Annotated in this window: 21 protein-coding genes; 13 read left to right on the top strand and 8 right to left on the bottom strand. The window is 48.0% G+C overall.

The annotated features are described in order from the left end of the window. Positions 1-43 precede the first annotated feature (43 nt). Entirely contained in the window at positions 44-253 is a 210-nt protein-coding gene (locus NIES2104_RS08955; protein ID WP_058997758.1) for a chlorophyll a/b-binding protein, read from the top strand. A 299-nt stretch (positions 254-552) separates the two neighbouring features. Here the strand turns inward: NIES2104_RS08955 and NIES2104_RS08950 are convergent, their stop codons facing one another. Next, positions 553-1,044 carry a CGLD27 family protein gene (locus tag NIES2104_RS08950; RefSeq protein ID WP_058997756.1) on the bottom strand — a complete coding sequence of 164 codons (492 nt, stop codon included), beginning with the start codon at positions 1,042-1,044 and terminating at the stop codon, positions 553-555. A gap of 359 nt (positions 1,045-1,403) precedes the next feature. Between NIES2104_RS08950 and NIES2104_RS08945 the strand changes: the two genes are divergently transcribed. Continuing rightward, positions 1,404-4,628, top strand: a complete 3,225-nt coding sequence (locus NIES2104_RS08945) for a caspase family protein (protein WP_058997754.1) — start codon at positions 1,404-1,406, stop codon at positions 4,626-4,628. Here NIES2104_RS08945 and NIES2104_RS08940 read toward each other — a convergent pair. Both NIES2104_RS08940 and NIES2104_RS08935 read right to left on the bottom strand, forming a co-directional pair. Then, positions 4,625-5,533 (bottom strand): HEAT repeat domain-containing protein, encoded by a 909-nt coding sequence (locus NIES2104_RS08940; RefSeq protein WP_058997752.1) that lies wholly within the window; start codon positions 5,531-5,533, stop codon positions 4,625-4,627. The two genes, NIES2104_RS08945 and NIES2104_RS08940, sit on opposite strands and share 4 nt — an antisense overlap. A gap of 49 nt (positions 5,534-5,582) precedes the next feature. Further along, positions 5,583-6,653, bottom strand: coding sequence for a DMT family transporter (locus tag NIES2104_RS08935; protein WP_058997749.1), 1,071 nt, complete (start codon positions 6,651-6,653; stop codon positions 5,583-5,585). 207 nt (positions 6,654-6,860) lie between these two features. Here NIES2104_RS08935 and NIES2104_RS08930 point away from each other — a divergent pair, with 207 nt between their 5' ends. From NIES2104_RS08930 to NIES2104_RS08920, 3 genes are read left to right on the top strand one after another with little or no spacing between them, the layout of a single operon-like run. After that, on the top strand, positions 6,861-7,247 hold the full coding sequence (locus NIES2104_RS08930) for a hypothetical protein (protein WP_058997747.1): 387 nt from the start codon (positions 6,861-6,863) through the stop codon (positions 7,245-7,247). Further along, complete coding sequence (locus NIES2104_RS08925) at positions 7,244-7,960, top strand: DUF429 domain-containing protein (protein WP_058997745.1); 717 nt, start codon at positions 7,244-7,246, stop codon at positions 7,958-7,960. Before NIES2104_RS08930 ends, NIES2104_RS08925 begins: the two co-directional genes overlap by 4 nt. A 3-nt stretch (positions 7,961-7,963) precedes the next feature. Then, a complete protein-coding gene (locus NIES2104_RS08920; RefSeq protein WP_058997743.1) occupies positions 7,964-8,377 on the top strand; it encodes a DUF2752 domain-containing protein in 414 nt (137 codons plus the stop codon). Between the two features lie 192 nt (positions 8,378-8,569). Here NIES2104_RS08920 and NIES2104_RS08915 read toward each other — a convergent pair whose 3' ends face one another. Then, the gene (locus NIES2104_RS08915) at positions 8,570-9,772 is read right to left on the bottom strand and encodes a glutathione S-transferase family protein (RefSeq protein ID WP_058997742.1); all 1,203 of its coding nucleotides are present in this window, start codon (positions 9,770-9,772) and stop codon (positions 8,570-8,572) included. 60 nt (positions 9,773-9,832) lie between these two features. Then, positions 9,833-10,321, bottom strand: a complete 489-nt coding sequence (locus NIES2104_RS08910) for a hypothetical protein (protein ID WP_058997739.1) — start codon at positions 10,319-10,321, stop codon at positions 9,833-9,835. 135 nt (positions 10,322-10,456) lie between these two features. Here NIES2104_RS08910 and NIES2104_RS08905 point away from each other — a divergent pair, with 135 nt between their 5' ends. The 4 genes from NIES2104_RS08905 to NIES2104_RS08890 all read left to right on the top strand — a co-directional run bounded on the left by NIES2104_RS08905 (position 10,457) and on the right by NIES2104_RS08890 (position 15,676). Then, positions 10,457-12,349, top strand: coding sequence for a tetratricopeptide repeat protein (locus NIES2104_RS08905; protein ID WP_225895229.1), 1,893 nt, complete (start codon positions 10,457-10,459; stop codon positions 12,347-12,349). 78 nt (positions 12,350-12,427) lie between these two features. Further along, a complete protein-coding gene (locus NIES2104_RS08900) occupies positions 12,428-12,751 on the top strand; it encodes a hypothetical protein (RefSeq protein WP_058997735.1) in 324 nt (107 codons plus the stop codon). 245 nt (positions 12,752-12,996) lie between these two features. Beyond that, a complete protein-coding gene (locus NIES2104_RS08895; protein ID WP_058997734.1) occupies positions 12,997-14,121 on the top strand; it encodes a hypothetical protein in 1,125 nt (374 codons plus the stop codon). A gap of 247 nt (positions 14,122-14,368) precedes the next feature. Next, a complete protein-coding gene (locus tag NIES2104_RS08890; RefSeq protein WP_072218044.1) occupies positions 14,369-15,676 on the top strand; it encodes an O-antigen ligase in 1,308 nt (435 codons plus the stop codon). Positions 15,677-15,880: 204 nt separating this feature from the next. Here the strand turns inward: NIES2104_RS08890 and NIES2104_RS08885 are convergent, their stop codons facing one another. The 3 genes from NIES2104_RS08885 to NIES2104_RS08875 form a co-directional block, all read right to left on the bottom strand. Beyond that, entirely contained in the window at positions 15,881-17,113 is a 1,233-nt protein-coding gene (locus NIES2104_RS08885; protein WP_058997732.1) for a glycosyltransferase, read from the bottom strand. 234 nt (positions 17,114-17,347) lie between these two features. Beyond that, complete coding sequence (locus NIES2104_RS08880; protein WP_058997729.1) at positions 17,348-18,412, bottom strand: NAD(P)-dependent oxidoreductase; 1,065 nt, start codon at positions 18,410-18,412, stop codon at positions 17,348-17,350. Then, positions 18,409-19,467 carry a Gfo/Idh/MocA family protein gene (locus NIES2104_RS08875; RefSeq protein WP_058997727.1) on the bottom strand — a complete coding sequence of 353 codons (1,059 nt, stop codon included), beginning with the start codon at positions 19,465-19,467 and terminating at the stop codon, positions 18,409-18,411. Before NIES2104_RS08875 ends, NIES2104_RS08880 begins: the two co-directional genes overlap by 4 nt. A 432-nt stretch (positions 19,468-19,899) precedes the next feature. On the opposite strand from NIES2104_RS08875, the gene NIES2104_RS08870 reads away from it, so the two are divergent. The 4 genes from NIES2104_RS08870 to NIES2104_RS08855 all read left to right on the top strand — a co-directional run bounded on the left by NIES2104_RS08870 (position 19,900) and on the right by NIES2104_RS08855 (position 25,812). Next, positions 19,900-21,165, top strand: coding sequence for a glycosyltransferase family 4 protein (locus NIES2104_RS08870; RefSeq protein WP_263970934.1), 1,266 nt, complete (start codon positions 19,900-19,902; stop codon positions 21,163-21,165). Positions 21,166-21,193: 28 nt separating this feature from the next. Then, entirely contained in the window at positions 21,194-21,808 is a 615-nt protein-coding gene (locus tag NIES2104_RS08865; protein ID WP_058997723.1) for a serine O-acetyltransferase, read from the top strand. Positions 21,809-22,533: 725 nt separating this feature from the next. Further along, positions 22,534-23,343 carry a WecB/TagA/CpsF family glycosyltransferase gene (locus NIES2104_RS08860; protein WP_058997720.1) on the top strand — a complete coding sequence of 270 codons (810 nt, stop codon included), beginning with the start codon at positions 22,534-22,536 and terminating at the stop codon, positions 23,341-23,343. 249 nt (positions 23,344-23,592) lie between these two features. Beyond that, the gene (locus NIES2104_RS08855) at positions 23,593-25,812 is read left to right on the top strand and encodes a polysaccharide biosynthesis tyrosine autokinase (RefSeq protein WP_225895228.1); all 2,220 of its coding nucleotides are present in this window, start codon (positions 23,593-23,595) and stop codon (positions 25,810-25,812) included. The last annotated feature ends 30 nt before the right edge of the window (positions 25,813-25,842 follow it).

Below are 25,842 nucleotides of genomic sequence, written 5' to 3'. Positions count from 1 at the left end.
TTAAGCTTTGTAAAGAAATCAAACAAGAAAGTGAGAAGATTCTATGAAAAGTGGTTCTATTGTGGACGATCAAGGCAAGCTGAATAACTTCGCGATCGAGCCTCAAATGTATGTGACAGATCAGCCCCAATTCGGGTTCAACACTAACGCAGAACTCTTAAATGGTCGGCTCGCAATGATTGGTTTCGTATCACTTTTGTTGTTAGAAGTCTTTACTGGACAAGGCGTGATTGGATTTCTAACCAGCCTCTAAAGTTTGTTACAGATTTATAAAAAGGTGATGCCTGTTTCAGACATCACCTTTTTTGTTTAGAGAATTCTTGAAAAGTATCGATAGTCTCTTAGAGGCTATTTGAAAAGTATCGTTCGTTGCAACGTCCCGCCCTGAAATGGAATTTTGGGCTAATCGGCGCAAGTCCATTAAAAATGGACTAAGAGTCTTAAACTTGCTCCCAGTCTACTTCAGTAGACTTTCGTCGGTTAGCCCGAAATTCATTTCAGGGCGGGAGGCAATCGAAGCGAAGAAACTTTTTATACTTTTCAAACACCCTCTTAAAGGAAAAACCAGATCGAAATCCCGATCGCACTCATCGCCACGATCGATACAAACGTCTTTTTCAATCGTTCTAAAATCGGCTGCACCTGATAATTCACCACCAATCGATCTTGTGCCAACACTTCGGGCGGCTTTTCCCACATTTGCCCGTCATACCAGCCCGACTCTTCATAAAACACGGCTGGGTCAAGCAATCGTCTCTGCACATACGCCCATCCTAGATAAAGGCGTAACAATGCCAATCCTGGGAGTACTAATGCACCTGCGGAGGCGAATAACAAAAATTGCGGTAAATGTTTTGCAGGCGGGAAACTGACCGCAGCGACCGGAGCCGAGATCAACCAGGTCAGCGCCCAGAGAATCACGATCGGCTTAATATACGCAACTGGATCAAGCGTTGCCCACCGAAAAAACCAAGATTCCTTCAGGTCTTGATATTCATTAATTGGTCGCTGTTCGTCGGGAACGGGACAAATAACAGAGTTCATGGATCAAGCCGAAGAAGTAGAAAGCTATCGTTTAGTATAAAAGACTTAGCTAGAGGATGAAAGGCAAGACCGATTAAATAAATTGGGTTGAGAATTCAAACAATCGTTTCAAGTCCACCCGCATCGATCGCACTTTTTCGATCTCATCTCACGTTGAACTTTACGATCGCTTCATCCAACTGTTGATTCTGTAAATCTCTGACCCGCATGGGATCACAAACCCATGATTTTCGTCAACGGAATCAGCTTCGCATTTGACGCACCTAAGCGGATACGTCACAATCGGACGTAAGTAGCGGAATCTACCGGGTGCGTCCATTTGCGTTACGACCTCTGAACTAGCCCAACATCTACTCTTCATGCAATCTACGCTTAAGACTGGACAAGCAAAGCTCTGGGTTCTCCTCGTGGGAGTGAGCCAGTATGCCGATCGACGATTTCCAATTCTGCAATATTCCACGATCGATGCTCAGCGACTCTCGGATGCGTTCGCGGATGCCACTCAAGAGTTTCCAAACACATCGGTTCAGGTGTATCACGATCAGGCAACGGTTCCGACCTTGGAAGCAGTGCGATCGGGATTAGAAGCGATCGTCAATCAAGCAAAACCAGACGATACGGTTGTTTTTTATTTTTGTGGGCATGGTTCGATCGATTCACGGTTACAGCAAGCGGTGTTTTGTTTAGCAGACACGCAGAAAGACGCGATGCTGCAAACCGGATTGAGCGCGATCAAACTGTTGGGAATGCTCGGAAGTTGTGCGGCAAAGCAGCAAATTTTGTGGATCGATGTCTGTCACGCGAATGGAATGACGGCTCAAAGCGAGACACCGGAATTGCTCGATAGTCCGGTTGAGCAGTTGAGTCAAATGTTTCGACACTCAGCCAGTCAGAATTCTGGATTTCATGCTTTGTTGTCGTGTGACACCCCTAGCGGAAAAGGGCGGCAACAATCCTGGAAGTTTCCAGAGCTAGGACATGGAATTTTTAGCCACTTTCTAATCGAAGGACTCAGAGGAGCCGCAGCAAATCCGCAGGGCGTTGTGACCGCTTCGGTGTTGGCGAATTATGTTCACGATCGCACGATTCAATACATCGATCGAACGAACCAACAATTGTCATGGCTGCACCGGGACACAGACGATCGCCCCTCGAAAGCGATCACACAAACGCCGAGCCGCATCGGTCAAGCACAATCCCAAATCGTTCTAGGAATCAAACCTCAAGATCCGCTAGAGCTTCTCTTTCCAAATATCAAAGCGACGAATATCGATCCGCCGCTCGATCGTTCAGCTTCACTCGTCAAACCAAAGCCAGAAATCGTCATTCCAGCCCCGATCGAGAAACCGTCCTCGATCGAACCTGCAATTCCCATTCTCCAAAAGATTGTTCTCGAACCCATTGCGCCAAAGGTTGAAGAACCTGCAATTCAAGCGAAATCATTCGTTGAGGAAGCCTCGAAGGACGCACCTGAAACCATTTCGCCAACACCAGAAGAACTTTTGATCCGGTTTGAGCAAGCCGAATCCTCTTTTGAAGAATCTGCGATCGAGCAGCATCCTGAGCCAGTTTTACCAAAAGTCGAAGAACCTGCAATTCACTTCGAGCAATCTGAAGAATCTTCGATCGAGCCTGAACCGATTTCACCAACAGCGGAAGAACTTTTGGTTCAATTTCAGAAAGCTGATTTGCCCGCAGTTGAACCCGTCATTCAATTCGAGCAGACTGAAGAACCCGCTGAGCCTCACGTTATTGAATCTAGTATTCCAACGGTTGGAGAAGTCATTCCTTTAGCAATTCAACCTTCCGAAGTTGCGAAAGTTGAACCTCAAGAAACTGTTTCTGAAGTCGCTACACCATTCAAGCAAGAACACATTTCTGAACCGATCGTCGCTCCAGTTCAAAACCCCGTTTCTGAAACTGCGATTCCTCCAGTTCGAGAAGTTACTTCTAAACCTGCTCCACGTCCGATCGCGAAACCTGCGAAACCAAATCAAACTCAAGAACAGATCAAGCGGCTGCAAACTGCGACTCAGAAGCAGCTCAAACAGACTGCAAATACGATCGCACAAGCCACCCAAGCAGCGGGAAGTTTTGCAACCGCTAAACACGCTCAATCAAAACAGCGAGTCGCCCAGCTTCAAAATACGATTACGACAAAACTAGGTGAATTCAATCAATCCATTCATCACGCTGCAAATTCTGGGCAAGCAATCTATCGTCAGCGCACTACTGAAGCCAGTCAGATTGCAGCAAATACAGTGCAACAAGTCGATCGCTCTACTCGGAATCTGACCCAATCCGCAGTTGAACACACTCAAAAACCTGAAACCCGTCAATTGATCACAGCAGGTCTGAAAATCCTTGGAGTTGTTGCAGTTGCCGTAACAGGTGTGGGACTGTACCAATCGCGCAATGAGCAGATTCAAGCTGTACAAAAACTATCGAGCGCAGCAACTACTCAGATTGAATCCAGTCAACCGGGAGCGCTCAGCACTGCTCTAAAAGCTGGACACAAACTTCAGCAAATCGATCGACCTTGGAATTTTGTACCCGAAACTCTCAAACTCAGCACGACCACAACACTGCAACAAGCGATCGTACTTTTTGAACAACCTACTACACCCGTCGGCGTTTCGCTCTCAAATGCCAGCATGAGTCCTGATCACAAAACCTTCGCTGTTTCGACTCGTGACAATACGATCCAACTTTGGCAGCGCAACGGTGAAAAGTTCCAACAACTCGCAAGCTTCAAAGGACACCAAGGCACGATTACTCAACTTGCCTTTAGTCCAGACGGAAAACGGTTAGCTTCCGCGAGTCAGGATAAAACGATCAAGCTCTGGAATGTGGAGAAAGGCATTTTGATTCAAACCTTATCCGCGCATACGCAAGCGGTGACAGCGCTGAGTTTTCGATCGGACGGGGAAGTGCTTGCTTCAGGAAGTGCGGATCAAACAATCAAACTCTGGAGTGTGAGCCAAGGCAGAATTCTAGACACGTTCAAAGGGCATAATGCCACTGCAAATGTGATTCGCTTTAGTCCAGATGGTCGAATTCTGGCGGCAGGAATGATCGATAACTCGATTCATTTATGGTATCCGGACAGTCAGAATCCTGTGCTGTTAGGCAATCATGACAGCCAATCTGAAAAGATCCAGGGCATTAACGACCTGGCATTCGCTCCAGATGGAAAGACGATCGCATCAGCGGGATCAGACGACACAATCAAACTTTGGACAGTCGGTGATGCGAACTCTGAACGAGAAACGATCCCGAATCAAACGCTGTCAGGACATGAGAATACCGTTACCAGTTTGAGCTTTAGTGCAGATGGGAAGGTTCTAGCATCTGCGGGACGCGATCGCACCATTCGCCTCTGGAATATGCAGGATGGAACGTTTCTAAAAACGCTACTCGGATCTCAAGAGCCGATCGAACACGTCTCGTTCGCGGGTAATGATAAAGCACTCTTCAGCGTCGGAAATCGATACGGTCTAAAAGATTGGAATCTTGATCTAGATTCGCTGATGCGATCGGGCTGCCGCTTAATGGGCGATAGTCCACCCCCAGAGTGTCTCTAAGGCAAACTCTCTGGAGGACTGACCGAATTTTTGAGTGCAGGCAACGTATCCGTAGGAGTCGATCGAATTCGACTCAATTGATTTAACGCCCATTTCGCCGTTTCTTGCACGTCCTTGTCTGAATCTTCAGTCGCCTTGTGCAGCAAATTACTAATCTGCGAAACCATGTCATAGACACGGGTTAAGTCCCGAATCGCATTTTTCCGCACCTCAGCATTTTCATCCTGAAGTGAAACCGCCAATGCTCGTGTCATCGGTTTCAGCGTCCGGGTTCCAATCTCTGACAAGGCTGAGAGAATAAGACTCCGCTGTTTAGAATCGGAATCAATTAGCAAATCGACCAAAGGCTGAACCGCACGAGTATCACCACGCTGTCCCAGTTCCCAAATCACTTTGCGGCGTTTTGCTGGATCGGGCGATCGCAAATCTTGAATCAGTTCATCGACGATATTGACTTTCGCCAGTCGCGTCGTTTCTTCTAATTTCGGAGGCAGCGCGGGTTTCGGTGGCTCCACCACTTGCAGTAAGGCTTCTAAAGTTTCAGCCTGTGAAAGCGTCTCGGTTTGCGTGTGTCCGTTGCGCGAAGGAAAATCTGGCTTCGAGCCATTCGAGCTGTTGAGTGTCGGTAGTTTTGGTGGTGTAACGGGTTGGGGATCAGGCGTAATCGGCTCTAAAATTTCAGGAGTCGAGCGACCTGATCGTTTCAAAACAAACACCGTCATCGCGCCCACAACGCTCGTCGCACCGATGCCACCGAGAACTAGAGGCGATGCCCAAAATGGAGTTTTAGCTTGCTGTGCGGTTTGTGTGAGCAGGATGGGTTGAGATGGAACAGTTGCAACTGAGCGAGTCGAAACGCCAAGACAAGCCGCACAAGTGACGATCAGGAGTTGAAGGCGAACCATAACGAAATCCAGAACGGAAGGTCACATCGCCATCCGGCTCGGCTTATCGCTACGAGTCGGAATCGGATAGGGTCGTAATTTCACGGAGATTTGATTCGGCTTGCGGTAGCAATTGCCTATTCTCGGCTATGTTACCCTGAACTTCCTCGATCGACTCAGAAATTGATCCGCTGAGTTTCTCACCCAAGACATCCCGCTGATTGATTAGATAAATACTCACGAGCGTCAATCCCACACCCGCCCATTGAATCGGACTCAGCACTTCCGATAAGAAAAGGTTGCCAAATAGCAATGCAAATACGGGTGTCAAAAATGTTAGCGAACTTAAACTTGTGAGACTTCCACTAGCGGCGAAATAGAAAAATAACCCGTATGCGATCGCGCTTCCAAAAATCGTCGAATAAGACAACGATGTCCAATTTGCAGCCGTTAAATGACTCCATTGCTCACTTTCCAACTGGCTCGACAATCCAAAGAGCGGCAATCCCCCTAAAATCATGTGCCAACCTGTCGCAGATATCGGATCGGCATATTGACAAACATACCGAGAAAGAATCGTACCAACTGCCATCGACAACGCAGCTAACAGCATCAACCACTGACCGTTATCGAACAAGCCTGCAAGTAAATCGGTAAACGAACCCACATCAACAAAGGCATCTCCGAGCCGTGATCCCGCCGAGAGAAGCAATTCTTCCGGCAATCCGAGCAGACTAATTCCACCGACCCCGATCGCTAATCCCAACCAGCCCCAAACTCCAATCTTTTCCCCAAACAACCACAATGCCATCAGCGCAACGGCTAACGGTTGAGAATCGATCATCACTGATCCCAATCCTGCGCCAGTCCGAACCAGTCCCTGCGCCAGAAACCCCTGAAACATCGCACCATCCACCAGCGCAAAGAGACTAATCCAGAGCCATGCTGCCCATCCTTTCGGCTGCGATCGCTTCATCCACACCGCCGCCAGCAAAACCAAAATTCCAGCGGGCAGTAACCGGACTCCCGCCATAAAAAACGGAGTCGTATTTGGAATCACACCTTTCATCGCGACCATCGCCGTACCCCAAAGGAAAAATGGAGCAATCAACAGAAACGGAGAGCGAGCTTTAATCTGCATGGGTCAAGTTCGGGAATGCGGTTCTTCTTATCTTAAGGAAATTATGTAGAACTGTTAAGGTTTCCAATGGAATGAATCAGGAAAGGGGACTGAAGGCTGATGCGATCGATCTTTTGCACATTCACTCAAGTTGCTGAATGCGACAAAAACGGTGCAGCAAAATTCCTTAGAGTAGAATCGGATCATTGAGTTGCACGGTCTGAATCTATGAATTCTGATACTGTTGTTCGCATCTTACAAAGAAGCTTCCGCGTCACGCTTGGAGCGACTGCATCCCTCGTCGAAATTCTCCAAGATCCCTACAAGCGAGAAGTGAATCTGACTAAAATCAAAACCGACCTCGATCAACTCGCTCGCGAATGGGCAGAGAAGGGAGAAGTGACCGAGCAAGAGGCGCGGAGTTATGTCGATCAGTTCATCGCTCAACGTCGAGGCGAGATGAATTCTGGTACAACGGTGACAACTACAGCGACTCCGGTTGTGACGACTACGCCTTCCCCAGAGGTTCAGCTTGAATTGCAAGAATTGACTGCACAACTTGCAGCGATTCGAGCAGAAATCGAGCGCCTAAGAATCGAAGAGAATCGATCGTGAAATGCCTCGGAATTGATTTAGGCTGGAGCACGAATCCCAGCGGTTTGTGTTGTTTAGAACTGGAAAATGGGGTGTTGACGCTGCGGGATTTGCGGCGAGAAAGCTCGATCGATGAAGTGCTTTCCTGGATTGATCAACACGCTCCAGATTCCGCGATCGTGGCAGTCGATGCCCCAACGATTATTCCAAATCAAACCGGAATGCGACTTCCCGATCGCTTAGCACACAAACACTTCGGGCGATATCATGCCGGATGCTACCCCGCGAATTTAGGGCTTCCGTTTGCCGATCGTACGGTTGGTTTAGGACTCAGCCTGGAATCACGCGGATTTGAACACGCGCCAACCATTGAGGCACAACGTTCGGGGCGTTATCAAATCGAAGTGTTTCCACATCCGGCAATGGTGCATTTATTCGGGCTGAATCAGATTTTGAAATACAAGAAAGGCACGATCGCACAACGCAAACCTGAACTAGAAAAATTACGTCAGTTTATCCTAGAGCGATTACCTCAAATCGAACCGAAACTAAAATTAGAAACACTTCCAGAAATTCCAAATAAAGGAGCCGATCTGAAAGCCGTTGAAGATCAGTTTGATAGTTTGATTTGTGCTTATGTGGCGGCGTATTGGTGGTATTGGGGAGCGGAAAAAAATCTAGTTTTGGGCGATCGAGCATCTGGGTATATTGTGGTTCCGTCTTCTGTGAGCTAAACGATGCTGGCTTCATTACTGCGATCGCGTAAACTCTGTCTGATTCTCGTCGCAGCAGCGATCGTTCACTTTGGATTGATGTTGCTCGGTTTACCGAGTTGGCAATGTCCGATTCGTCATAGTTTGCGAGTTCCCTGTCCGGGTTGTGGAATTTCTCGCGCTACGATCGAGCTTTTACAAGGTCACTTTGATCACGCCTTCAAAATTCACGCTTTCGCACCGATCGTCGTTTTCGTGGGTGGATTGGTATTGAGCGCGATCGTTCTTCCGAAGTCGAGCCGAATTCAGTTAGTTAGAACGATTAATCAAATTGAACAGCGGACGGGAATTACGATCGTGCTGCTTTTTAGCTTTTTCGTTTATTGGTTGATCCGCTTGTTCTTCTTCCGGAGCGACCTCTATCAATGGGTGATGTGACGTGAGTTTGGTGAGGTTCTGCGCTTCGTTGCTCACTCGCCCCGGAATAGAATTCGGGGCTGACGGTGCGAAGTCCCTTCAGGACTACAAGGCTGATGTTTGGTCTTCAGTCCCCTTCAGTGGACTTCGTTCAACTAGCCCCGAATTCCATTCCGGGGCGGGACTGAATCGAAGCGGAAAGACTCGTCAAATTCATACTGGTTTGGCAAAATTCGCCGGATCTTGATCGCGTCGATGCTTAATCGGAATCGGCAGACCTTGATCCTCTCCAACTAGAGCGGCTGTCTCTTCGAGTGCAGTTCTAAATCGCTTTGCAGCATAAATCGACATATCACGCGGGACGCTAACTCGATCGCGCAAATATCGCAATGCCACATCTGATCCGATTGGCGGTACACAACTTTCACCCGTCATCATTCGAGTCAATGCACAGCGCAAAGCTTCATCGATCAATCGATCGGCTGCGGGATTGACTCGGATGATGTTCGATCGATGTTTGATCACTCGATGCAGCGCTTCTTGGCGCGAGGTTTCCGGCTCTGGATAACTCACATCCGGTAGCTCAAACCAATCACCTTGATCTACTCGCGCTTTGTTGACTAACATTTGCGGTTCGCCATTTTCCCAGCATCCCCCCATCTGAGGCGGCAAATCGTGAACATGAGTGTGAAAATCGCTTTGAGTGCCGCGATACGCCGATCGAGTTTCCATCGCATCAAACCAAGCCTTGAGTCGCGGATTCTCCTCGCGCATCGAATAGCCTTTGTAGTAGTACAAACTGGCATTCATCCGCTCAACATACGGCGTGAAAATCACATCAACTGTACTAAATTCTTCTAAAAAGTAGTCTCCTGGCGTTTTGCTCAGAGCCTCTTCGACCTGTGCCGCGATTTCGATAAATTTCTCGCGCTTTTGTTGCTCTTCCCGCGCAGAGTATGAGGGATAACAGAGCCAGTTACACCAACCCCGAAACAGAAGTCGTTCCAACCAGCGAAGCGGCTTCACTTTGGGATCTTCCATTCCGAACGTCAAAACACCGAATGCCCGTTCGAGTGCAATCAGAATATCATCGCTTTCGGTAATGATTCGACCATCAAGCTCGATCGCGGGTAGCATTCCCGATCGTACTTTTCGCTTATACCAAGCTTCCTTTTCCCCGTAGCAGAACATCGTCACTTTCTCGATGCGGTACGGGATTTGTTTCTCTTCGAGCCACAGCCAGATTTTCTGACAGTAAGGGCACCAGGCGTGATAATCACGATACAAAGTCACGCGCACATCCGATTCCGAATGCCCAAACAAGCGGAGTCGGGCTTGGGAATTGGTCGGACCATTCACGCGATCGAGGTCGAAATCAGTCAGGGCTTCGAGTTCTGTCCAGCTTAAAGCGGTCATAAAGAAATGCGATCGCAACGAACTTCTTTATCGTTACGAATTTCGCACTCTTCCGTCAACCTAGAATCGTAAGCCGACTCCACCTTGTAAGGTCGCTGCGGCTCCTCCACCACGGTATCCATCGAACGCGATCACCGCATTGCCAAAGACCACGAGATTGCTATTTGGCAAAACATAATCGATTCCCGGCTGAATCGCGAAACTGGTGCGGTTGCCCACGACCGAATCGCCACCGAGTGGAATCGAAGCACCTGCACCGATGTAGATATCAGTTTGCCAATTCAGCGGATAGTCATAAGAAACCGTGGGCACGATCGCGGTTCCGCTGCCCAAAAATGCCTGTGCTCGTAGCGAAATCGGCGCTCTTAGAAACTTATAGCGTCCAGAGACGACCGCTGAGACACTGCTTCCGTCTCCGTTGCCGCTTGTGAGTCCGATCGCCGGACCGATCCCGATATAACTTCCATAGGCGGCTTGAGCAGAAGCAGGAGATTGATACGCGATCAATCCAACCACTGCGGCTCCAAATAAACTTGTTAAACCTTTCATCGATCAACTCCTCACAGCAAATCGGCTGAATTATTTTTAATCATATACAAGTTTGCCCGATTCACAAACGCAACTCGTCGATTTTTTCTTTGAATTTTGATTGGAAAATGATTGACTTTCAGCAGAACTTTTAGAATGAGAAAAGCCTCTATCGCTGAAATTTATATGTCTGATTCTGCACTGGGCGATCGCTATTCCAATCTGATCGAACAAATTATCCAAATGACGCTCAAAGGCAATATTCGATCGAAAGAACAGGTTTATCAAATGCTGGTGCAGGAGATTGAACCGGATAGCGGCGAAATTTTTGAGGTGAAATTTCGCGATCGCTATATGCAAACTGAAACTCAGGCAAACGATAAAAGCGATGAATTGAAGCAAGCGAAAGCAATGCGGGCAATGCGAGCCTTGAAAACGCTGGATGGAGAATGGAGCCGCTGGCAATCTGAAAATCGAAATCGAAGCGCGATCGCAACTGCCGTTCGACGTTTAAATCAAGCGGATAAAAGCGATCGCTTACTCATTTTTCTAAACTTGAGCGATCCCAATCATCCCGATAGCTTAAATGCTGATCAGCTTAAACAAGTCGCACTCACGTCAAGACAACAACCGATTTCTGATCCTGAAACTCAGCAGGAACTTGCACAATTGAGCGAAGGAATTCTCCGAGGTTTTCAATCTTGGAATATATTACAGCCGCATTTAGTCAGTTGGATTTATGACCCAAATCAACTCGGATTTGAAGGCTCACCCAAAGGAATCAATCCCTGGGAAGTGTGGGCAAAACAACCGATTGGAGAAAACCTAAAATCCTTTTTCGAGGTTCTCGATCGTAATGATCCGGTCAGATTTTGGGCACAGGATCAGCCGGATCTAAGTGTTGCCGATTGGGTGGAGTTGTCGATCGTGGTTCAAACCCTACAGCGTGGGTTAGTCAGTTGGGCAGAAAATCAAAGCTATAGTTCCAAAGCGGGACGATCGCTCTGTGTTTCGCTGTTTCTCACGTTTGCTCTCATTTGGTCAGAGTTAGCGAATGGATTTGCTCAGTCTTCGTCCTTGAATTCGATTCATCGATCGCGCTTTTCAGAGGCATCTTTTCGAGTGACGTTACAAATCCTCCGCGTTTTTGCTCAGCGCGATTACTTCCCTCTGTATGGAACGATTTACACACCCTTTACAGGTGGGCATTTCCGGGAAGCAATGAACTATTTGAGCGAACCTTTGAAACAGACTGAAGGCACTCAAGAAAAAGCGCGAATTCTGACTTTAATCGGAGCCGCACAGCGAGTCTTTGGAGCATTTGACATCGCAAAAGAAATTCATGAACTGGCAAAAGAAATAGCTCAAGAAGCAGGCGATCGCAAATGTGAAATTGCAAATCTCAATCATCTGAGCCGTATCAGTATCAGTCAAAAACAATATGCAGAAGCGATCAGTACCAGTCAACGGGCATTAATTCTCAGTCGGCAATCGGGCGATCGCATGGGTGAAGCGAATGCCCTCGCAAACCTGGGATATGCGGAAGTATTCCAAGCGCAGCTACTCGAATCTGATCCCGATGCGTACGAATTAGCGATCGGGTATCTCGAACAAGGTTTAGCACTTTCTGAAAAGCTGAAAGATCTACAAAGTCAAGCCCTTTGTGCGCTCAGTTTGGGAAGTGCCTATGTAACCTTGAATGACGTTGACCAAGCTCTGAAGTACTTAGAACAAGCGAGTTATGCCGCTGCGGACGCGGGCGATCGCTATCTTCATGCACTGTGTTTGGCGAACTTTGGCGAAGCATTCTATCAAGAGAAGGACTATTCAAAAGTTGTGTTTGCATCCGCGATCGCAATGTACAAACTTGAACAAATGGGAACGACGGATTGGCGTGCTCCAGCAGGTTTGCTCACGATTCTGCGAGGACAACTTGGAGAGCAATTCGATCAGATCATGCAGGAACAACGATCGCGATTGACGACAGAAATTGGAGTCGATGGCTTTGACTATTTGACGGAATTGCTCGATCGCTATCGTCAATCTTAATCGTCTCAAACCTTGGAGTGACGATCTGCATGATTAAAATTCAGCACAATCAATTCCGTTGTATCGATGAATTTCATCATGGCAGACGTTGATCAGGCAAACATTGACAATACGATCGCAGCTTTAGAACAAGGTGTAAGCGCAATTCCGATCGAGCAAGCAATCACGGTCATTGAAGCATGGCAACAACAGCTTAGCGGGCTTGCGATCGCGAATGACTTAGGAGAGTTGAAAGATGCACTTCGTAAAGAAAAGAGCGCAGACGCGATCGCGAATTTGCTCAGTAAATTAGGCGGAGACACATCGAGCGAATTAACGATCGAGACTTCTGAAGAAGTTGCTGAGAAGATTCGCCGCCTGTCTAGTCTCTTGACGGAAGCAAGCACAACTCTACGAAGCTAATCGAAACGGGCGAGAATCGTTTACTCTCGCCACACTCTTTACACCGCGACAATTCTTTGGAACTACGGTTTACAAGAATTTCGTGAATTTCAGCTTGCAGCCTACTGAACCTTCAGAATAAATTCTTCATACAAGGTAACTTTACAAAGATTTTAAGAATTTTCCGGGGTAACGCCGATAATCCAGAGGAATTCAGTATCTTAACGGTTAGAGACTTTACTGATGATCACAAGGATTTATTCGTAATGGCAGAATACCGAGTTCTCGGCTATTTCCTATACGGTGGAGATGAAAAGTATAAACTAGAACTCTTTTTCAGCATCCTTTCAGCGCTGAAACAGTTGGAAAATACTGCCAGTGAAATCAGAATCAGTGTGGTCACTGATCAAATCGACTTTGACCCAGATCTACCGATCGACATTCTTCACATCTCATCCGATGAATTAGTGGCTTGGACAGATGGTGGAGCCTATAACCATCGCGCTAAGTGTTTCGCGTTAAAAAAACTCTTGGAGCATTATCAATGTCCAGTGGTGATGGTCGATACAGACACTTACTTTCTCAATTCTCCCTCTGAACTCTTTGACAGAATTTCGCCCACTCAAACAGTTATGCACTGTAAAGAAGTGGATGCGATCGAGAATCATTCCCTCTATCAGCCGTTCCTACCCAGAATTGGAAACGGGCTAAATGTGCAGGGAATCAACGTCACTCGACACTCTCCGATGTACAACTCAGGCGTGATCGGCGTAGATTCGAGTCACTTAGCGCTGATTGATCAATCGATCGAGATGTTGAATGAGATTTACCGTATTTGTCCCATCTTTAATGTGGAGCAATTATCGATCGGACTTGTTCTAAATCAGAAAACAACCTTGTCTACGAGTGATGACATCGTTGCTCATTATTGGGGCTATTCCAGATATTTTATCCACGTCCAGAGCCGCAAATTGTTCACAGATTTTTCAGCAAAAACACTAGAGAAGTTATTAAAACTTCCCTTTCCTGCTCAACTGGGTTACCCAGAAAAATCGCTTCGAGATAAGCTCATAACCAGCGCATTGAGCAAACTTTATAAATGGGATGATGATTACCGATTTGCTTATCTCAGCTATCGGTGTGCTTTTTCCTACGCAAGTCAAGATGAAGAATATGCGAATGTGTGGGCAAAAATCGCGATCGAAAGCCTGAAACGCTCAAACGTCGATCGCTTGGCTGACTCGATTCGACGTGATTTTCGCCGGTTGCGGGTAGAAAAACTCGATCGAGTCGCTTGGCTGCATTCAGAAACGAAAGACGCATGGCGAGAAGTAGCGAAAGACCAAAAGATTTCAGGCGATTCGCGTACTCACGTTATTAAGGCTAGTTGATTTGCATTTCTGCCCCCTGGTAGAGGTGCTCGATCGCTACGGGAATTACTGTTCGTAGAAATTCGGAGTTTAGCCGCGAAAATTCCTGAGTTTCACGGCTGACAGTTTCCTCATAATTTGCGATCCGAATATCAAGATTCTGCGGATTTTGGGTAGCAGCCTACGTTAGAAGGATCAATAAGCGTTTAAACTGCATGGCATGACTGTATTGCGATCGACCCCCACTGAATTCAGGGGCTGACTAAGTGTGAAAAAGCTGCTTTTATTTGCTGAAATTTGCTTCGTCGTCTTCGGATTGACCTTCTTCACAGGCGGTCTCACGCCCGGTGCCACCACCGATGGTGTCGATACAGGTCTGGTTCCAGAAATCGTTGTCACAACCGTTCGATATTTTATCTGGTTTGTCAGTGCCCTCTTGCTTTTACTCAATGGCAAGCGGACGCTGATTACGATGCGGCGAGACTGGGTACTGTGGATTCTCACACTGCTCGTGCTCTTCTCATTTGCTTGGTCAGATTTTCCAGAATGGACGCTGCTGGCAAATCGTGAGATGGCACAAATGACTTGCTTCGGGTTATATATTGCAACTCGGTTTTCTCTTAGAGAACAAGTCAAGCTCTATGCGCTGACCTTTACAATTGGCGCGATCGCGAGTGTGCTGTTTGCCGTTGGTCTACCGTCAGTCGGGCTAGATGTTGATCACGTTGGCGCGTGGCGAGGCATCTACGGACACAAAAACACCTTTGGCAGCATGATGGTGATGGCGTTCTTGGCGTTTTTTGCGCTACCTGTAGAGCGACCCCGCGATCGCTGGATTAAGCGAATCGGCATCGGGAGTACAGCAGCATTGATCTTGCTCTCGACTTCTAGAACTGCACTTGTGCTGGCAGTCACGCTACTGGCACTAATGCTGTTTTATCGGCATTATCGGTGGCGAGGCAAGCGATCGATTGTCTTGGGTAGCTTAGGAGTTCTGATTGGTGGGGCAGCGATTGTTACAGTCCTCACAAACTGGGTGGCGCTACTCACTGCATTAGGAAGAGATCCAACCCTCACCGGACGGACTTATATTTGGAAAGTTTCGCTGGATTATTTGCTCGATCGTCCTTTGTTTGGGTTTGGTCGTAGTGCTTTTTGGTCACCGGATAGTCCTTACCCCAGAGCGATTAGCTCCTATCTATCGCAAGCATTCAGAGCACCGCACGCCCACAACGGATTTATTGAAATTGCACTGGATGTTGGCTTAATCGGTTTGACTCTGTTCCTGATTTGCTATGTGTCGGGCTTTATTAAAGCGTTGATGCGGGCTTATGGTTCTAAGCATCCAGAGCATCTCTGGTCGTTGGGTTTTCTCACGTTTCTCGCACTCAATAACATGACCGAAAGCTATATGCTGCGATTGGCGAATGTTTATTGGGTGCTGTTTATTGCCACATTGCTCACTGTGAAGCAGCGCGTTCCGATTTTTGATGATGAATCAGAGTTGCCAAGTTTGACGCGATCGTATAGAGAATTGCCTCAAGCGCAGGTTGGTAAGGTTCGAGAGCAGGTTTAAGAGGTGTTTGAGAAGTATAAAAAGTCTCTCCGCTTCGATTGTCTCCCGCCCTGAAATAAATTTCGGGCTAATCGTGGAAAGTCTACTTCAGTAGACTGGGAGACAGTTTGAAGTTCTTAGTCCATTTCAATGGACTTGCGCCAATTAGCCCAAAATTTATTTCAGGGCGGGTTGCGGCAACAACGACAACTTTTCAAACATCCTCTAAGGATCGATCGCTGGACGAATCGCTTCAGGTTTTCCTTCTAGCGCACGGTTCATCAATTGATGGAGTCGTGCAACTTCGGTTTTGATGTTGAATTCTGCGGTTACTTTTACCCGTCCAGCGGTTCCAAAGCTCGATCGCAGTTCCGCATCTTGTACCAGTTCCCCAATTCGATCGGTTAATGTCTCTGCATCTCCGGCTGGAACAAGATAGCCATTGCTTCCATGTTCGACTAATTCACTCACCCCAGCAATCTGAGTCGCTACCACGGGAACGCCTGCCGCCATTGCTTCCATTAGAACGACAGGAACGCCTTCTGCAAAACTTGCCATCACAAACACATCGGTTTTCTGAAGATGGTGACGAACTTCGGCTTGGGATTGATAGCCCAGAAATTTGACATTCGATCGCAAATTGAGTTCATCTGTCAAGGCTTCTAGTTGTTCTCGATCGCTTCCGTCTCCGATCACGGTTAATTCTAAATCTGGATAGTTCGACACCAATTTCGCCAAGCTTTCGAGCAGAATCGGTAAGCCTTTCACCGCTGCTAATCGTCCAACGTAAAGCAATCGATTTCCAGTGCCTTGATGTCTCACAGGTTTAAACAAGGCAGGATCAATGCCACAGTGAATGATGTGCATTCGATTCCAGGATGCGATCGAGCCAAATACCATTCCTTGACTGCGGCAATAATGACTAATGCAGCAAACGAACAAAGCACGATCGATCTTTTCTGCTAATTGCCACTGATACGGCTCGAAAAAGATATAAGGTCCATGAAGCGTAAAACTGAAGGTAAAGCCACCGAGTTCCGCTGCCAACATCGCAACGGTGCCGCTAGAAGTTGCGAGATGGTTATGTAGATGTTGAATTTGGCGGAGTTGAACTTGTTGGGCGAGGATTCCAGCTTCTAAGAAGTAGAACAGTTGATAGAGTAATCCGCGTAATCCGGGTTGTCGAGTTTTCCAAGCGAGTTTTAGCGATCGCCAATATCGCCCGCCGAGCAGTAACTTCAGATGCGATCCGAGCAATTGTATCGCTTTGGGCGGCAGGAGATAAGTTGTGCGATCGAATTCTGCTTTCTGTTCTTCCCCGACTAACTGTTCAACACCGGGACGACGCACAGAAAAGGTGTGAACCTCAACGCCTAAATCTCTGAGTCCAGCAACTTCTCGCTGAATGAAAGTATCAGTGGCTCTGGGATATTCTCCGGTTAGATAGGCGATTCGCATTCGTTTTGCCTCTGAGCAACCCTTAAGAGGATGTTTGAAAAGTTTGTCGTTCGTTGCAGCCTCCCGCCCTGAAATGAATTTCGGGCTAATCGGCGAAAGTCCATTAGAAATGGACTAAGAACCTGAAGCTGCCTCTGAGTCTACTTCAGTAGACTTTCTACGGTTAGCCCGAAATTCATTTCAGGGCGGGAGGCAATCGAAGCGAAAAGGCTTTTTATACTTTTCAAACACCCTCTAACTGACCAATGCTTGCTGAGGTTCCTGATCTTGAGCAGGTTGAGCGACAACCGGAACCGCTAACAAATCGATCGAGCTACAACTGCGATCGAACGCTTCATCTAAGCTGTATCGCGGAATCCACTGCAAAATTTGTTTCGCTCGATCATTTGTGTAAAGCAAGGGCTTAAATCTAGCATGAAGTTTTGCCGGAACAAAGATACCCGGAAACTTTGCCTGTCCTTTCAGCACTGTTTTGTTATATAGCCATAGTATCCAAGTGAATCCCCGCATGAATGTCCAATTGAGCGGAACCATTCGCGGAAAGTCCTTTTGTCTTGCAAATAGCTTTTTAGCAAATTCTCGCTGAGTCGGCAAATTATCATCAACGAGATTGATTGTTTGACCGATCGCACTATCTTTCTCAGCGGCGAGAAGGATCGCTTCTGCACAGTTTTCAACATAGTTCATCGGCATCTGTGCCCGTGCACCGATTCGGAGCCAGAGTGTATCTGTCAGTTCTGCACCTAAGCAAGGATTCCAGAGATAGTCACGACCATAGATCATGCCGGGTCGAAGAATCGTCACAGGTGCATTGTTCTCTTGCTCGAATTCGCGCACTAATCGTTCTTGAATTAGCTTAGTTTGAGCATATTCATCGCGCTCTAGTGGATTTTGCTCGATCGCTGAATCTTCATTTAGCACTGTATCGATCGGCAAGTTCCAATAGTCATAAACCGAGAACGTACTAATCGCAATCAAGCGCAGCACATTCGCCGCTTTCATCGCCTCTAGCAGATTTTCAGTCGCAATCACAGTTCCCGCAAACTGAGCGTAGAAATCGCCCGATTTTGCCGCTGCTAGATGAATCACAGCATCGATTCCTTCAATCGCTGCAATCAATCCATCTTTGCGCCGCAGATCTAACCGCACAATCTCTAGATTCGGATGATCATGCCAGGAGAACTTTTCAATTTTCGTCACCGGACGCACGATCGCACGAACTTGATGACCCCGCCTTAAAGCTTCCGCCACCACATATTGTCCTAGAAAGCCAGACGCGCCCGTGATTAGTAGCTTCATAAACGATTCTCCTCTACCAATAATGCTTCGACTAATCGACTTGTACGCTCCATGTCTTCGTAAGAAATCGGAGGTGGATCGCCATTGAGCAATGCGGTGTAAGTTCGATCGAGTAATCCATGCAGTCCTTCATAAGGTGTTCGCTGCATGATTTTTCGATTGAAATTCCGCACACTACAGCGCATAAGTTCCGCGCCATTGATGAAGTGATTGGCTAAAGGTGACAGTTGCTTGCCCACTTTCCGAGGTAACACGGCGCGAACATAAGGTTGAAATAAATCGGTTTGTGCGTAACCTTTCGAGCCGCGCACGATGATTTCAAAGCATTCTGGTAGTGTTGTTGAGCTAAACCGAATGCGAGCGTGTTTTGACCCACTAATGAGCAAAGCATCAAGGTCATCGTATTTGAACAGATCACCACCGCCGTAGTTGCTCCAACTGGCTCGAACTCGATCGAACTCCATAGGCAAAAATCGCAGCACCAAATACGCCATGTGCGTGATCGTGTCGTGGATCACACCTCCAGGCAGTTTGTGAATCGGATTCGGCAAATTCTCATCGGCAAACATCGCCATTTTTCGCACTGCCAGTGAAATCCGAATCTCGACTTCTTCCACTTCACCCAGACGACCTTGAGCAATAAGTTGTTCGATCGCTAAAATCGGCTGATTAAATCGATAATTCTGATCTTCAATCAAATACCGCTGATTCGCTTGTGCGATCGACCAAAGCTGCTGAAACTCCTCGTAAGTTGGCGCGATCGGTTTTTCACAAATGACATGCGCTCCCGATTCAAGACAGTCTTTCGCGATCCAGGAGTGCGTCTGAGGCGGCGTGAGAACGTGCACGACATCGGGTTTTGTTTCTGCTAAAAGTTGCCGATAGTCGGTGTAAGCTGCCTCAGCCTGAAAACGTTCTGCGGCATAGCGGGCTGAGATCTTCGACAGATCACAAACTCCGACCAGATTCGCATTTCGCGATCGCTCTAAAAAGCTCAAATGCTCTCTAGAAATTACTCCAGTTCCAATCACCGCAGCCTTCAAAGCGATCGCCATACCAACCCTCCACCGAGTCCATCAGGTATCCAAAAAATGACTAAAACTCACGGCATGTTTTAAAGAACACCCTATAACTACCAGAAATCTTAAAGATTGTTTCTCCCCCTCCGGACAGTTGACGGCGCTTATTACATAACGGTCACAGGCTCTGATATGCCAAAATAATTAGTTGCTAGATTGAATAAGTGTAGCAAAAACACTAAATTGTGAAGAAAGTCAACCTCCTGTGACTTATTGGAAATAGTACTGCATAGTTTCTCAGCAATATCTCTTAACCACCTCTCATTTTTCATGAAGCCTTTACATTGAGCTAAATTCAAACAAAAAATCGAGAAGACTGAAGAAAAGATTTTGTTCTTAAACAGCAAGTTCCTATACTAATCTCAGCATTCTTACGTAAGTATTAGTACCCGGTTTATGAATAGAGGTGTGCCCAAGATCGCATATCTGATTAATCAATATCCGAAGGTTAGTCATAGTTTTGTTCGTCGCGAAATCCATGCGATCGAAAAATGCGGTCTCCCAGTTGGACGATATGCAATTCGATCGTGCCGCGCTGAGTTAGTCGATGAAGCCGATCAAAAAGAACTCGCCCTGACTCGAACAGTTCTAGAAAATGGTGTAGCAACGCTCTTAAAAAGTTTGACCAAAGCAGTTCTCACCCGACCGCACCAGGTTTTTCAAGCGCTTAAACTCGCGGTGAAATTCGGGCGGCGTTCCGATCGCGGTGTTTTACGACATCTGATCTATCTCGCTGAAGCCTGCGTGTTGAACGATTGGTTTGAAGAAGATGGCATTCAACACATTCATGCTCACTTCGGCACAAACTCCACAACGGTCGCGATGCTCTGTAAAGCTTTAGGTGGACCAACCTACAGCTTTACCATTCATGGACCTGAAGAGTTCGACACAATCCAAGCCTTGTCGATCGTGGAAAAAGTTGAGCGATCGTCTTTTGTTGCCACAGTCAGTTCATTCGGCAAAAGCCAACTGTATCGCTGGTGTGATCAATCTCAGTGGGACAAAATCAAAATTATCCATTGCGGAGTCGATCGAGCCTTTTTCACCGAAGCAACTCCCGTTCCTGCTGCGCCGCGAATCGTTTGTGTCGGGCGACTGTGTGAAGCAAAAGGACAGCTTCTTTTGATTGAAGCAATTAAACCGATCGTCGCCGCAGGCATCCCAATCAAGCTCGTTTTCGTGGGCGATGGCTCGATCCGTCCACAGCTTGAAGCAATGATCTCAGAGGCTGGACTAGAAGATCACATCGAAATCACAGGTTGGGCAAGTAACGAGGAAGTCCGCAAACAAATCCTTGCAGCTCGTGCCTTAGTGCTTCCGAGTTTCGCTGAAGGCTTGCCCGTAGCACTAATGGAAGCCCTTGCGCTTCATCGTCCGGTAATTAGCACTTACATCGCTGGGATTCCTGAACTCGTCATTCCCAATCAATGCGGATGGCTCGTTCCCTCTGGCTCGATCGCGGATCTCACCAATGCCATCAAAGACGCGATCGCGCTTTCCCCCGAAGTTCTGGCTGAAATGGGACAAATCGGGGCAGAAAGAGTTGCACGCCATCATGATGCCGCCACAGAAGCGCGAAAACTCGCAGCGCTATTTATGGAAGTCATCCAGCAGCCTGTGATTGAGACTGTTTTGACCGAAGTACAGCCGACCGCTGTTTCGATCGCACAATAACCCAACCTTGTGTTAGAGGACGCAACCGATGAATCACACAACCGATTCCCTAAGTTTCTGGCAGCAAATTGTCGAAGACTGGAACGCGCACGGACGCGACTGGACAAAACCTGGATTTCGAGCGATCGCAGTGTATCGTTTCGGCGTGTGGCGCATGGCGATTAAACCGCTGATGTTACGAGCACCCCTTAGCATTCTCTACCGCATGATGTTCCGCAAAGTCCGCAACAGCTACGGAATTGAGCTTCCTTACAGTGCCAAAGTCGGACGTAGAGTGATCATCGAGCATCAAAGCGCGATCGTGATTCACGGTAACTGTGTGATCGGTGATGATTGTGTGATTCGGCAAGGCTGCACGCTTGGAAATCGCTATCTCGATCGTTTAGATGAAGCACCAGTTTTGGGCAATCGAGTGAACGTAGGTGCAGGAGCAAAAATTCTGGGACGCGTTCAGATTGACGACGATGCTTGCATTGGTGCGAATGCAGTTGTGTTGTCGGATGTAGGGGCTAGAGAAACTGCGATCGGTATTCCGGCAAAAATTCTCAAGCGCAAGCGAGCGGTTGAACACACAATTTCTGCAAATGATGTCTTGAGTTTAGAAGTGGCAATGGCGGCTCCAGCAGCTTTGGTGGACGAATAGGGCTTTGCTTGATGAAGTCTGGACCGTTCAGCACCTTCAACTTCTAGCAACAACTGTGCTGCGATCGCACTTAACAATTTCGCTGTAAAGACAGAACTAGAGACGTGAGAGTTGCTACTTTCAGAATCAATACTCAAACATCTTTAGTAAAGATGCAAATCAGAAAAATTATTGATATGAAGCAAAACCAGACATTTAGCAGTTGAAATTGAGTCCTGAGAATTGTTCCGTGTATTCACTGATTATTTAAGCTAAACCTGTCGATCGAGAACGGTAGAGGGGCATTTATTTGCTGCTAATTTTTGAGCCGACTGACTAATTGCAGTAGCTTATTCTCAAGCTATCTAAAGTTCAGATGCGTTCTTCACCGTGGCTCCATTTCATTAGCATTGCATCTCAATTTGTCATCGTCCCAAAATAGGATTTCGATCGTTTCTTAGAGCAGCAGGTAGGTTTTTCCGTAGTTCCACGGTTTTCACCATCGGTAATCTCTTAATGATGGCGTAAAGATTCAGTGAAGCAAGTAGACGTACCTCCGGCAAGCCACTTAGATTACGTAATGAGCCACCTCGAAGTTAGACAGAGCGGGTTTTTCAAAACAACTGCAAGACGATTGGGTGCAAGATGAGCAAGCAAATTCAGATTGTCCAGATCGGACGATCGCCAATATCAGGGCTTTGGCTCTATTGAGAGGGAGCCGTAGTAGAGATTTTTCGGGCAAAGTAATGAGACAGGTTCACCTTCTTAACATTGGAATTCACAACCTCACGATGATCGAGCTGCTCGAAAAGCTGAGACTCGGAGGAATCGTGTTCACGCCCAACGTGGATCACCTGATGAAGTTGCAGCGCGACCCTGAATTTTACAGGGCGTATCAAGGTGTGGATTTCAAGGTGTGTGACAGTCGGGTGCTAGTCTATGCCTCGTATTTTTTAGGAACCCCAGTTCAGGAGAAAATCTCTGGATCGGATTTGTTTCCTGCGTTTTACATGTACTACCGCAATGACCCTGGTGTCAAAATCTTCTTGCTGGGAGCCGCTCCCGGAATTGCGGAAGCAGCCCGAAGCCGAATCAATGCCAAGGTCGGACGCGAAATCGTCGTCGCGGCACATTCGCCTTCCTTCGGCTTCGAGAAGAACGAGGCAGAATGTCAAGCCATCATCGAGATGATCAATCGCTCTGGTGCGACCGTCCTCGCGATCGGAGTCGGTGCACCGAAACAAGAGCTATGGATCACCCGGTACAAGGATCAGCTACCCAATGTGAAGACTTTCCTCGCGATCGGGGCAACAATCGACTTTGAAGCTGGAACCGTCCAGCGATCGCCCCAGTGGATGAGCAACGTCGGGCTAGAATGGCTGTTTCGGATTCTCTGTGAACCGAGACGGCTCTGGAAGCGCTATCTGATTCACGATTTGCCGTTCTTCTGGTTGCTGCTTCAACAGCGATTTCGGCTGTACCACAATCCCTGGGGAACTGTCGAATCTGTGTCAGCCGCGCAAAAAAAGTCACGATCGCTGATAAAAACAATCTAGCAAGATTACGGATGACTTTTTGAAGATTTCATCTAGTTCAATCTTTATCTCAGCTTTTTGAACGACAAGATATGGCATAGTGATGGGAAGATCTACTGACAGTGCAAGGCGATCGCGCTACCATCTAGCGAACCTGTACCGAAGAAACACGCTCAGGCGCATCTATCTCTGACTCACCCGAACGCTCTCAATTCTCGGTTTCGTGTCTCCCAAAGGTATTGAGCAACCCACTTTCTGAGATTCCTCTTTATGACAAGCATGAACATTGAGACAAAGCGCTACTCTGAAGATTTTGATCTTCAAAGCTATTGGCTCGTCCTGAAACGTCGCTGGCTCGTCGCTGCGGGGGTTTTCGCCGCAACGGTTGGAGTCGCTGGACTCGCAACTTCACTGCAACGACCCAACTATGAAGCCAACGGACGCGCCTTGGTTCAGTCGAACCGCACCACCTCGCTGACCGGAGTTGGGGAGCGAGTCGGAACCCTCGAAGCCCTTAGAAGAGAGGGCAACCCGCTTGACACGCAGGCAGCAGTCGTCACATCCTACCCGATTTTGCAGCGCGTCATCGATACTCTACAACTGAAGAATGCCCAGGGACGACCGCTGGAGCCAGATGAACTGAGTCGCCAAATCAAGGTTGAACCCGTTCCCACAACCGACATTCTTGATGTGAAGTATGCAGATGACGACCCAGAGATGGCAGCCAACGTGGTCAACCAGGTACTCAAGGCGTACATCGACAACAACCTGAAGACCAACCAAGAAGAAGCGAATAAAGCAGGTCGCTTTATCGATAATCAAATTCCCCCCGCAGAAGAAGCGCTGAATCGGGCATCCGAAGACCTGAAGAACTTCCGTGCACGAAACGGCATTGTTGATCTAGAGCGAGAATCAGCAGCAAATATCAACTCCGCTGCTGTGCTGCAAGATCAGTTGAGTCAAGCCCGCGCCCAACTTGCAGATGTGGGTCGCCAAGAAAGAGCCGTCGCAGACCAGTTAGGACTCGAACTCGGACAAGCGATCGACCTTGCTTCTCTAAGCCAGTCCGCAGGCGTACAGGACGTTTTGAGCCAGCTTCAGACCGTCGAATCGCGTCTCGTGACCGAATCATCGCGTTTCAAAGACACGACACCACAGATTCAAACCTTGAAGCAGCAGCGCGATGATTTGAACGCTCTGTTGCAGGCGCGAGTCTCTGAAGCAGTTGGATCGAGTGTGCAAGTCTCTCCGAATCGGCTGCAAGTCGGCGACATCAAGCGGAACTTGGCAGCGGCTTTATCTACTCTGCAATCTCAGCGGGCGGGTTTAGAAGGTCGGATTACGACGCTCTCTGGACTACTCATAAACTACAGTAGCCGTGCGGCTCGGACTCCAGCACTGATTCAGCAAGAGAGCGAACTAGAGCGCAGACAAGAGATTGCTCTCACCGCTTATCAAAACCTCAATGCTCGCAAACAAGAGATTGAAGTGGCAAAAAATCAGCAGGTCGGCAACGCACGAGTGCTGCAAAGCGCCATGGTGCCTACTCGTCCGGCGGGTCGGATGCGGTTGATCTTGCTGGCAGCAGGCGCAATGGTCGGTTTACTGTTAGGAATCGCGGCGGCATTCTTGGTCGATACGATCGACAAATCGCTCAAGACCGTCAAAGATGCCGAAGCGCAATATGGCTATACTCTGTTGGGCTTGGTGCCTCGCTTTGAAACCAGCGACACCCCAACGATTCTGTCTCCCGGTGCGGATGACATTTCACCCCGTGTGATTGCGATGAGTACACCGCGATCAATGATCCACGAAGCTTATCAGATGCTGCAAGCGAATCTGAAGTTCATGAGCCTTGATAAGCCCGTGAAAACGATCGTCATCAGCAGTGCTGTCCCCCGTGAAGGTAAATCTGAAGTAGCAGCGAACCTGGCAGCAACGATGGCGCAATCCGGTCGGAGAGTGCTTTTAGTTGATGCGGATATGCGGAATCCATCACAGCATCACCTGTGGGGATTGGTCAATTCAGTGGGTCTGAGTAACGTGGTGGTGGATCAGAGCGAACTGCGGCAAGCTGTGAAGCCGATTACCAGCAATCTCTCGGTGCTGACCGCAGGCGTGATGCCGCCGAACCCGTTATCGATTCTGGACTCGGAAGCGATGACTGCCTTCTTAGAAACGGTGTCGAGAGACTACGATTATGTGGTGTTTGACACGCCGCCGCTGGCAGGAACAGCAGATGCAGCCGTGCTCGGCAAGATGGCAGACGGTGTTCTGATTGCAGTCCGTCCGGGTGTGGCAGATGCAGGCAGTGTTGCTGCTGCGAAATCATTGCTCGATCGCTCAGAGCCGAACATTCTCGGACTCGTAGCGAACGGCGTGAACGTGCGGTACGAGCCGGACAGCTACTTCTACTACACCAGCCCGCGTGAGCAGGTTGCGGACCGTCCAGAGCGCGGCGAGCGGACGCGATCGCTGTTAACCAAGTAGATTATCTCGCGCTGAAATAAAGAGGAAATT

It is taken from the genome of Leptolyngbya sp. NIES-2104 (genome assembly GCF_001485215.1).
Lineage (GTDB): Bacteria > Cyanobacteriota > Cyanobacteriia > Leptolyngbyales > Leptolyngbyaceae > Leptolyngbya.
Note: the sequence above shows the minus strand (reverse complement) of the source record. Positions and strands in the feature narration are given on the sequence as shown.

Coding starts and splice junctions, on each gene's coding strand:
- NIES2104_RS08955 (WP_058997758.1), top strand. CDS start 44: ATGAAAAGTGGTTCTATTGTGGACGATCAAGGCAAGCTGAATAACTTC.
- NIES2104_RS08950 (WP_058997756.1), bottom strand. CDS start 1,044: ATGAACTCTGTTATTTGTCCCGTTCCCGACGAACAGCGACCAATTAAT.
- NIES2104_RS08945 (WP_058997754.1), top strand. CDS start 1,404: ATGCAATCTACGCTTAAGACTGGACAAGCAAAGCTCTGGGTTCTCCTC.
- NIES2104_RS08940 (WP_058997752.1), bottom strand. CDS start 5,533: ATGGTTCGCCTTCAACTCCTGATCGTCACTTGTGCGGCTTGTCTTGGC.
- NIES2104_RS08935 (WP_058997749.1), bottom strand. CDS start 6,653: ATGCAGATTAAAGCTCGCTCTCCGTTTCTGTTGATTGCTCCATTTTTC.
- NIES2104_RS08930 (WP_058997747.1), top strand. CDS start 6,861: ATGAATTCTGATACTGTTGTTCGCATCTTACAAAGAAGCTTCCGCGTC.
- NIES2104_RS08920 (WP_058997743.1), top strand. CDS start 7,964: ATGCTGGCTTCATTACTGCGATCGCGTAAACTCTGTCTGATTCTCGTC.
- NIES2104_RS08915 (WP_058997742.1), bottom strand. CDS start 9,772: ATGACCGCTTTAAGCTGGACAGAACTCGAAGCCCTGACTGATTTCGAC.
- NIES2104_RS08910 (WP_058997739.1), bottom strand. CDS start 10,321: ATGAAAGGTTTAACAAGTTTATTTGGAGCCGCAGTGGTTGGATTGATC.
- NIES2104_RS08905 (WP_225895229.1), top strand. CDS start 10,457: ATGAGAAAAGCCTCTATCGCTGAAATTTATATGTCTGATTCTGCACTG.
- NIES2104_RS08900 (WP_058997735.1), top strand. CDS start 12,428: ATGGCAGACGTTGATCAGGCAAACATTGACAATACGATCGCAGCTTTA.
- NIES2104_RS08895 (WP_058997734.1), top strand. CDS start 12,997: ATGGCAGAATACCGAGTTCTCGGCTATTTCCTATACGGTGGAGATGAA.
- NIES2104_RS08885 (WP_058997732.1), bottom strand. CDS start 17,113: ATGCGAATCGCCTATCTAACCGGAGAATATCCCAGAGCCACTGATACT.
- NIES2104_RS08880 (WP_058997729.1), bottom strand. CDS start 18,412: ATGAAGCTACTAATCACGGGCGCGTCTGGCTTTCTAGGACAATATGTG.
- NIES2104_RS08875 (WP_058997727.1), bottom strand. CDS start 19,467: ATGGCGATCGCTTTGAAGGCTGCGGTGATTGGAACTGGAGTAATTTCT.
- NIES2104_RS08865 (WP_058997723.1), top strand. CDS start 21,194: ATGAATCACACAACCGATTCCCTAAGTTTCTGGCAGCAAATTGTCGAA.
- NIES2104_RS08860 (WP_058997720.1), top strand. CDS start 22,534: ATGAGACAGGTTCACCTTCTTAACATTGGAATTCACAACCTCACGATG.
- NIES2104_RS08855 (WP_225895228.1), top strand. CDS start 23,593: ATGACAAGCATGAACATTGAGACAAAGCGCTACTCTGAAGATTTTGAT.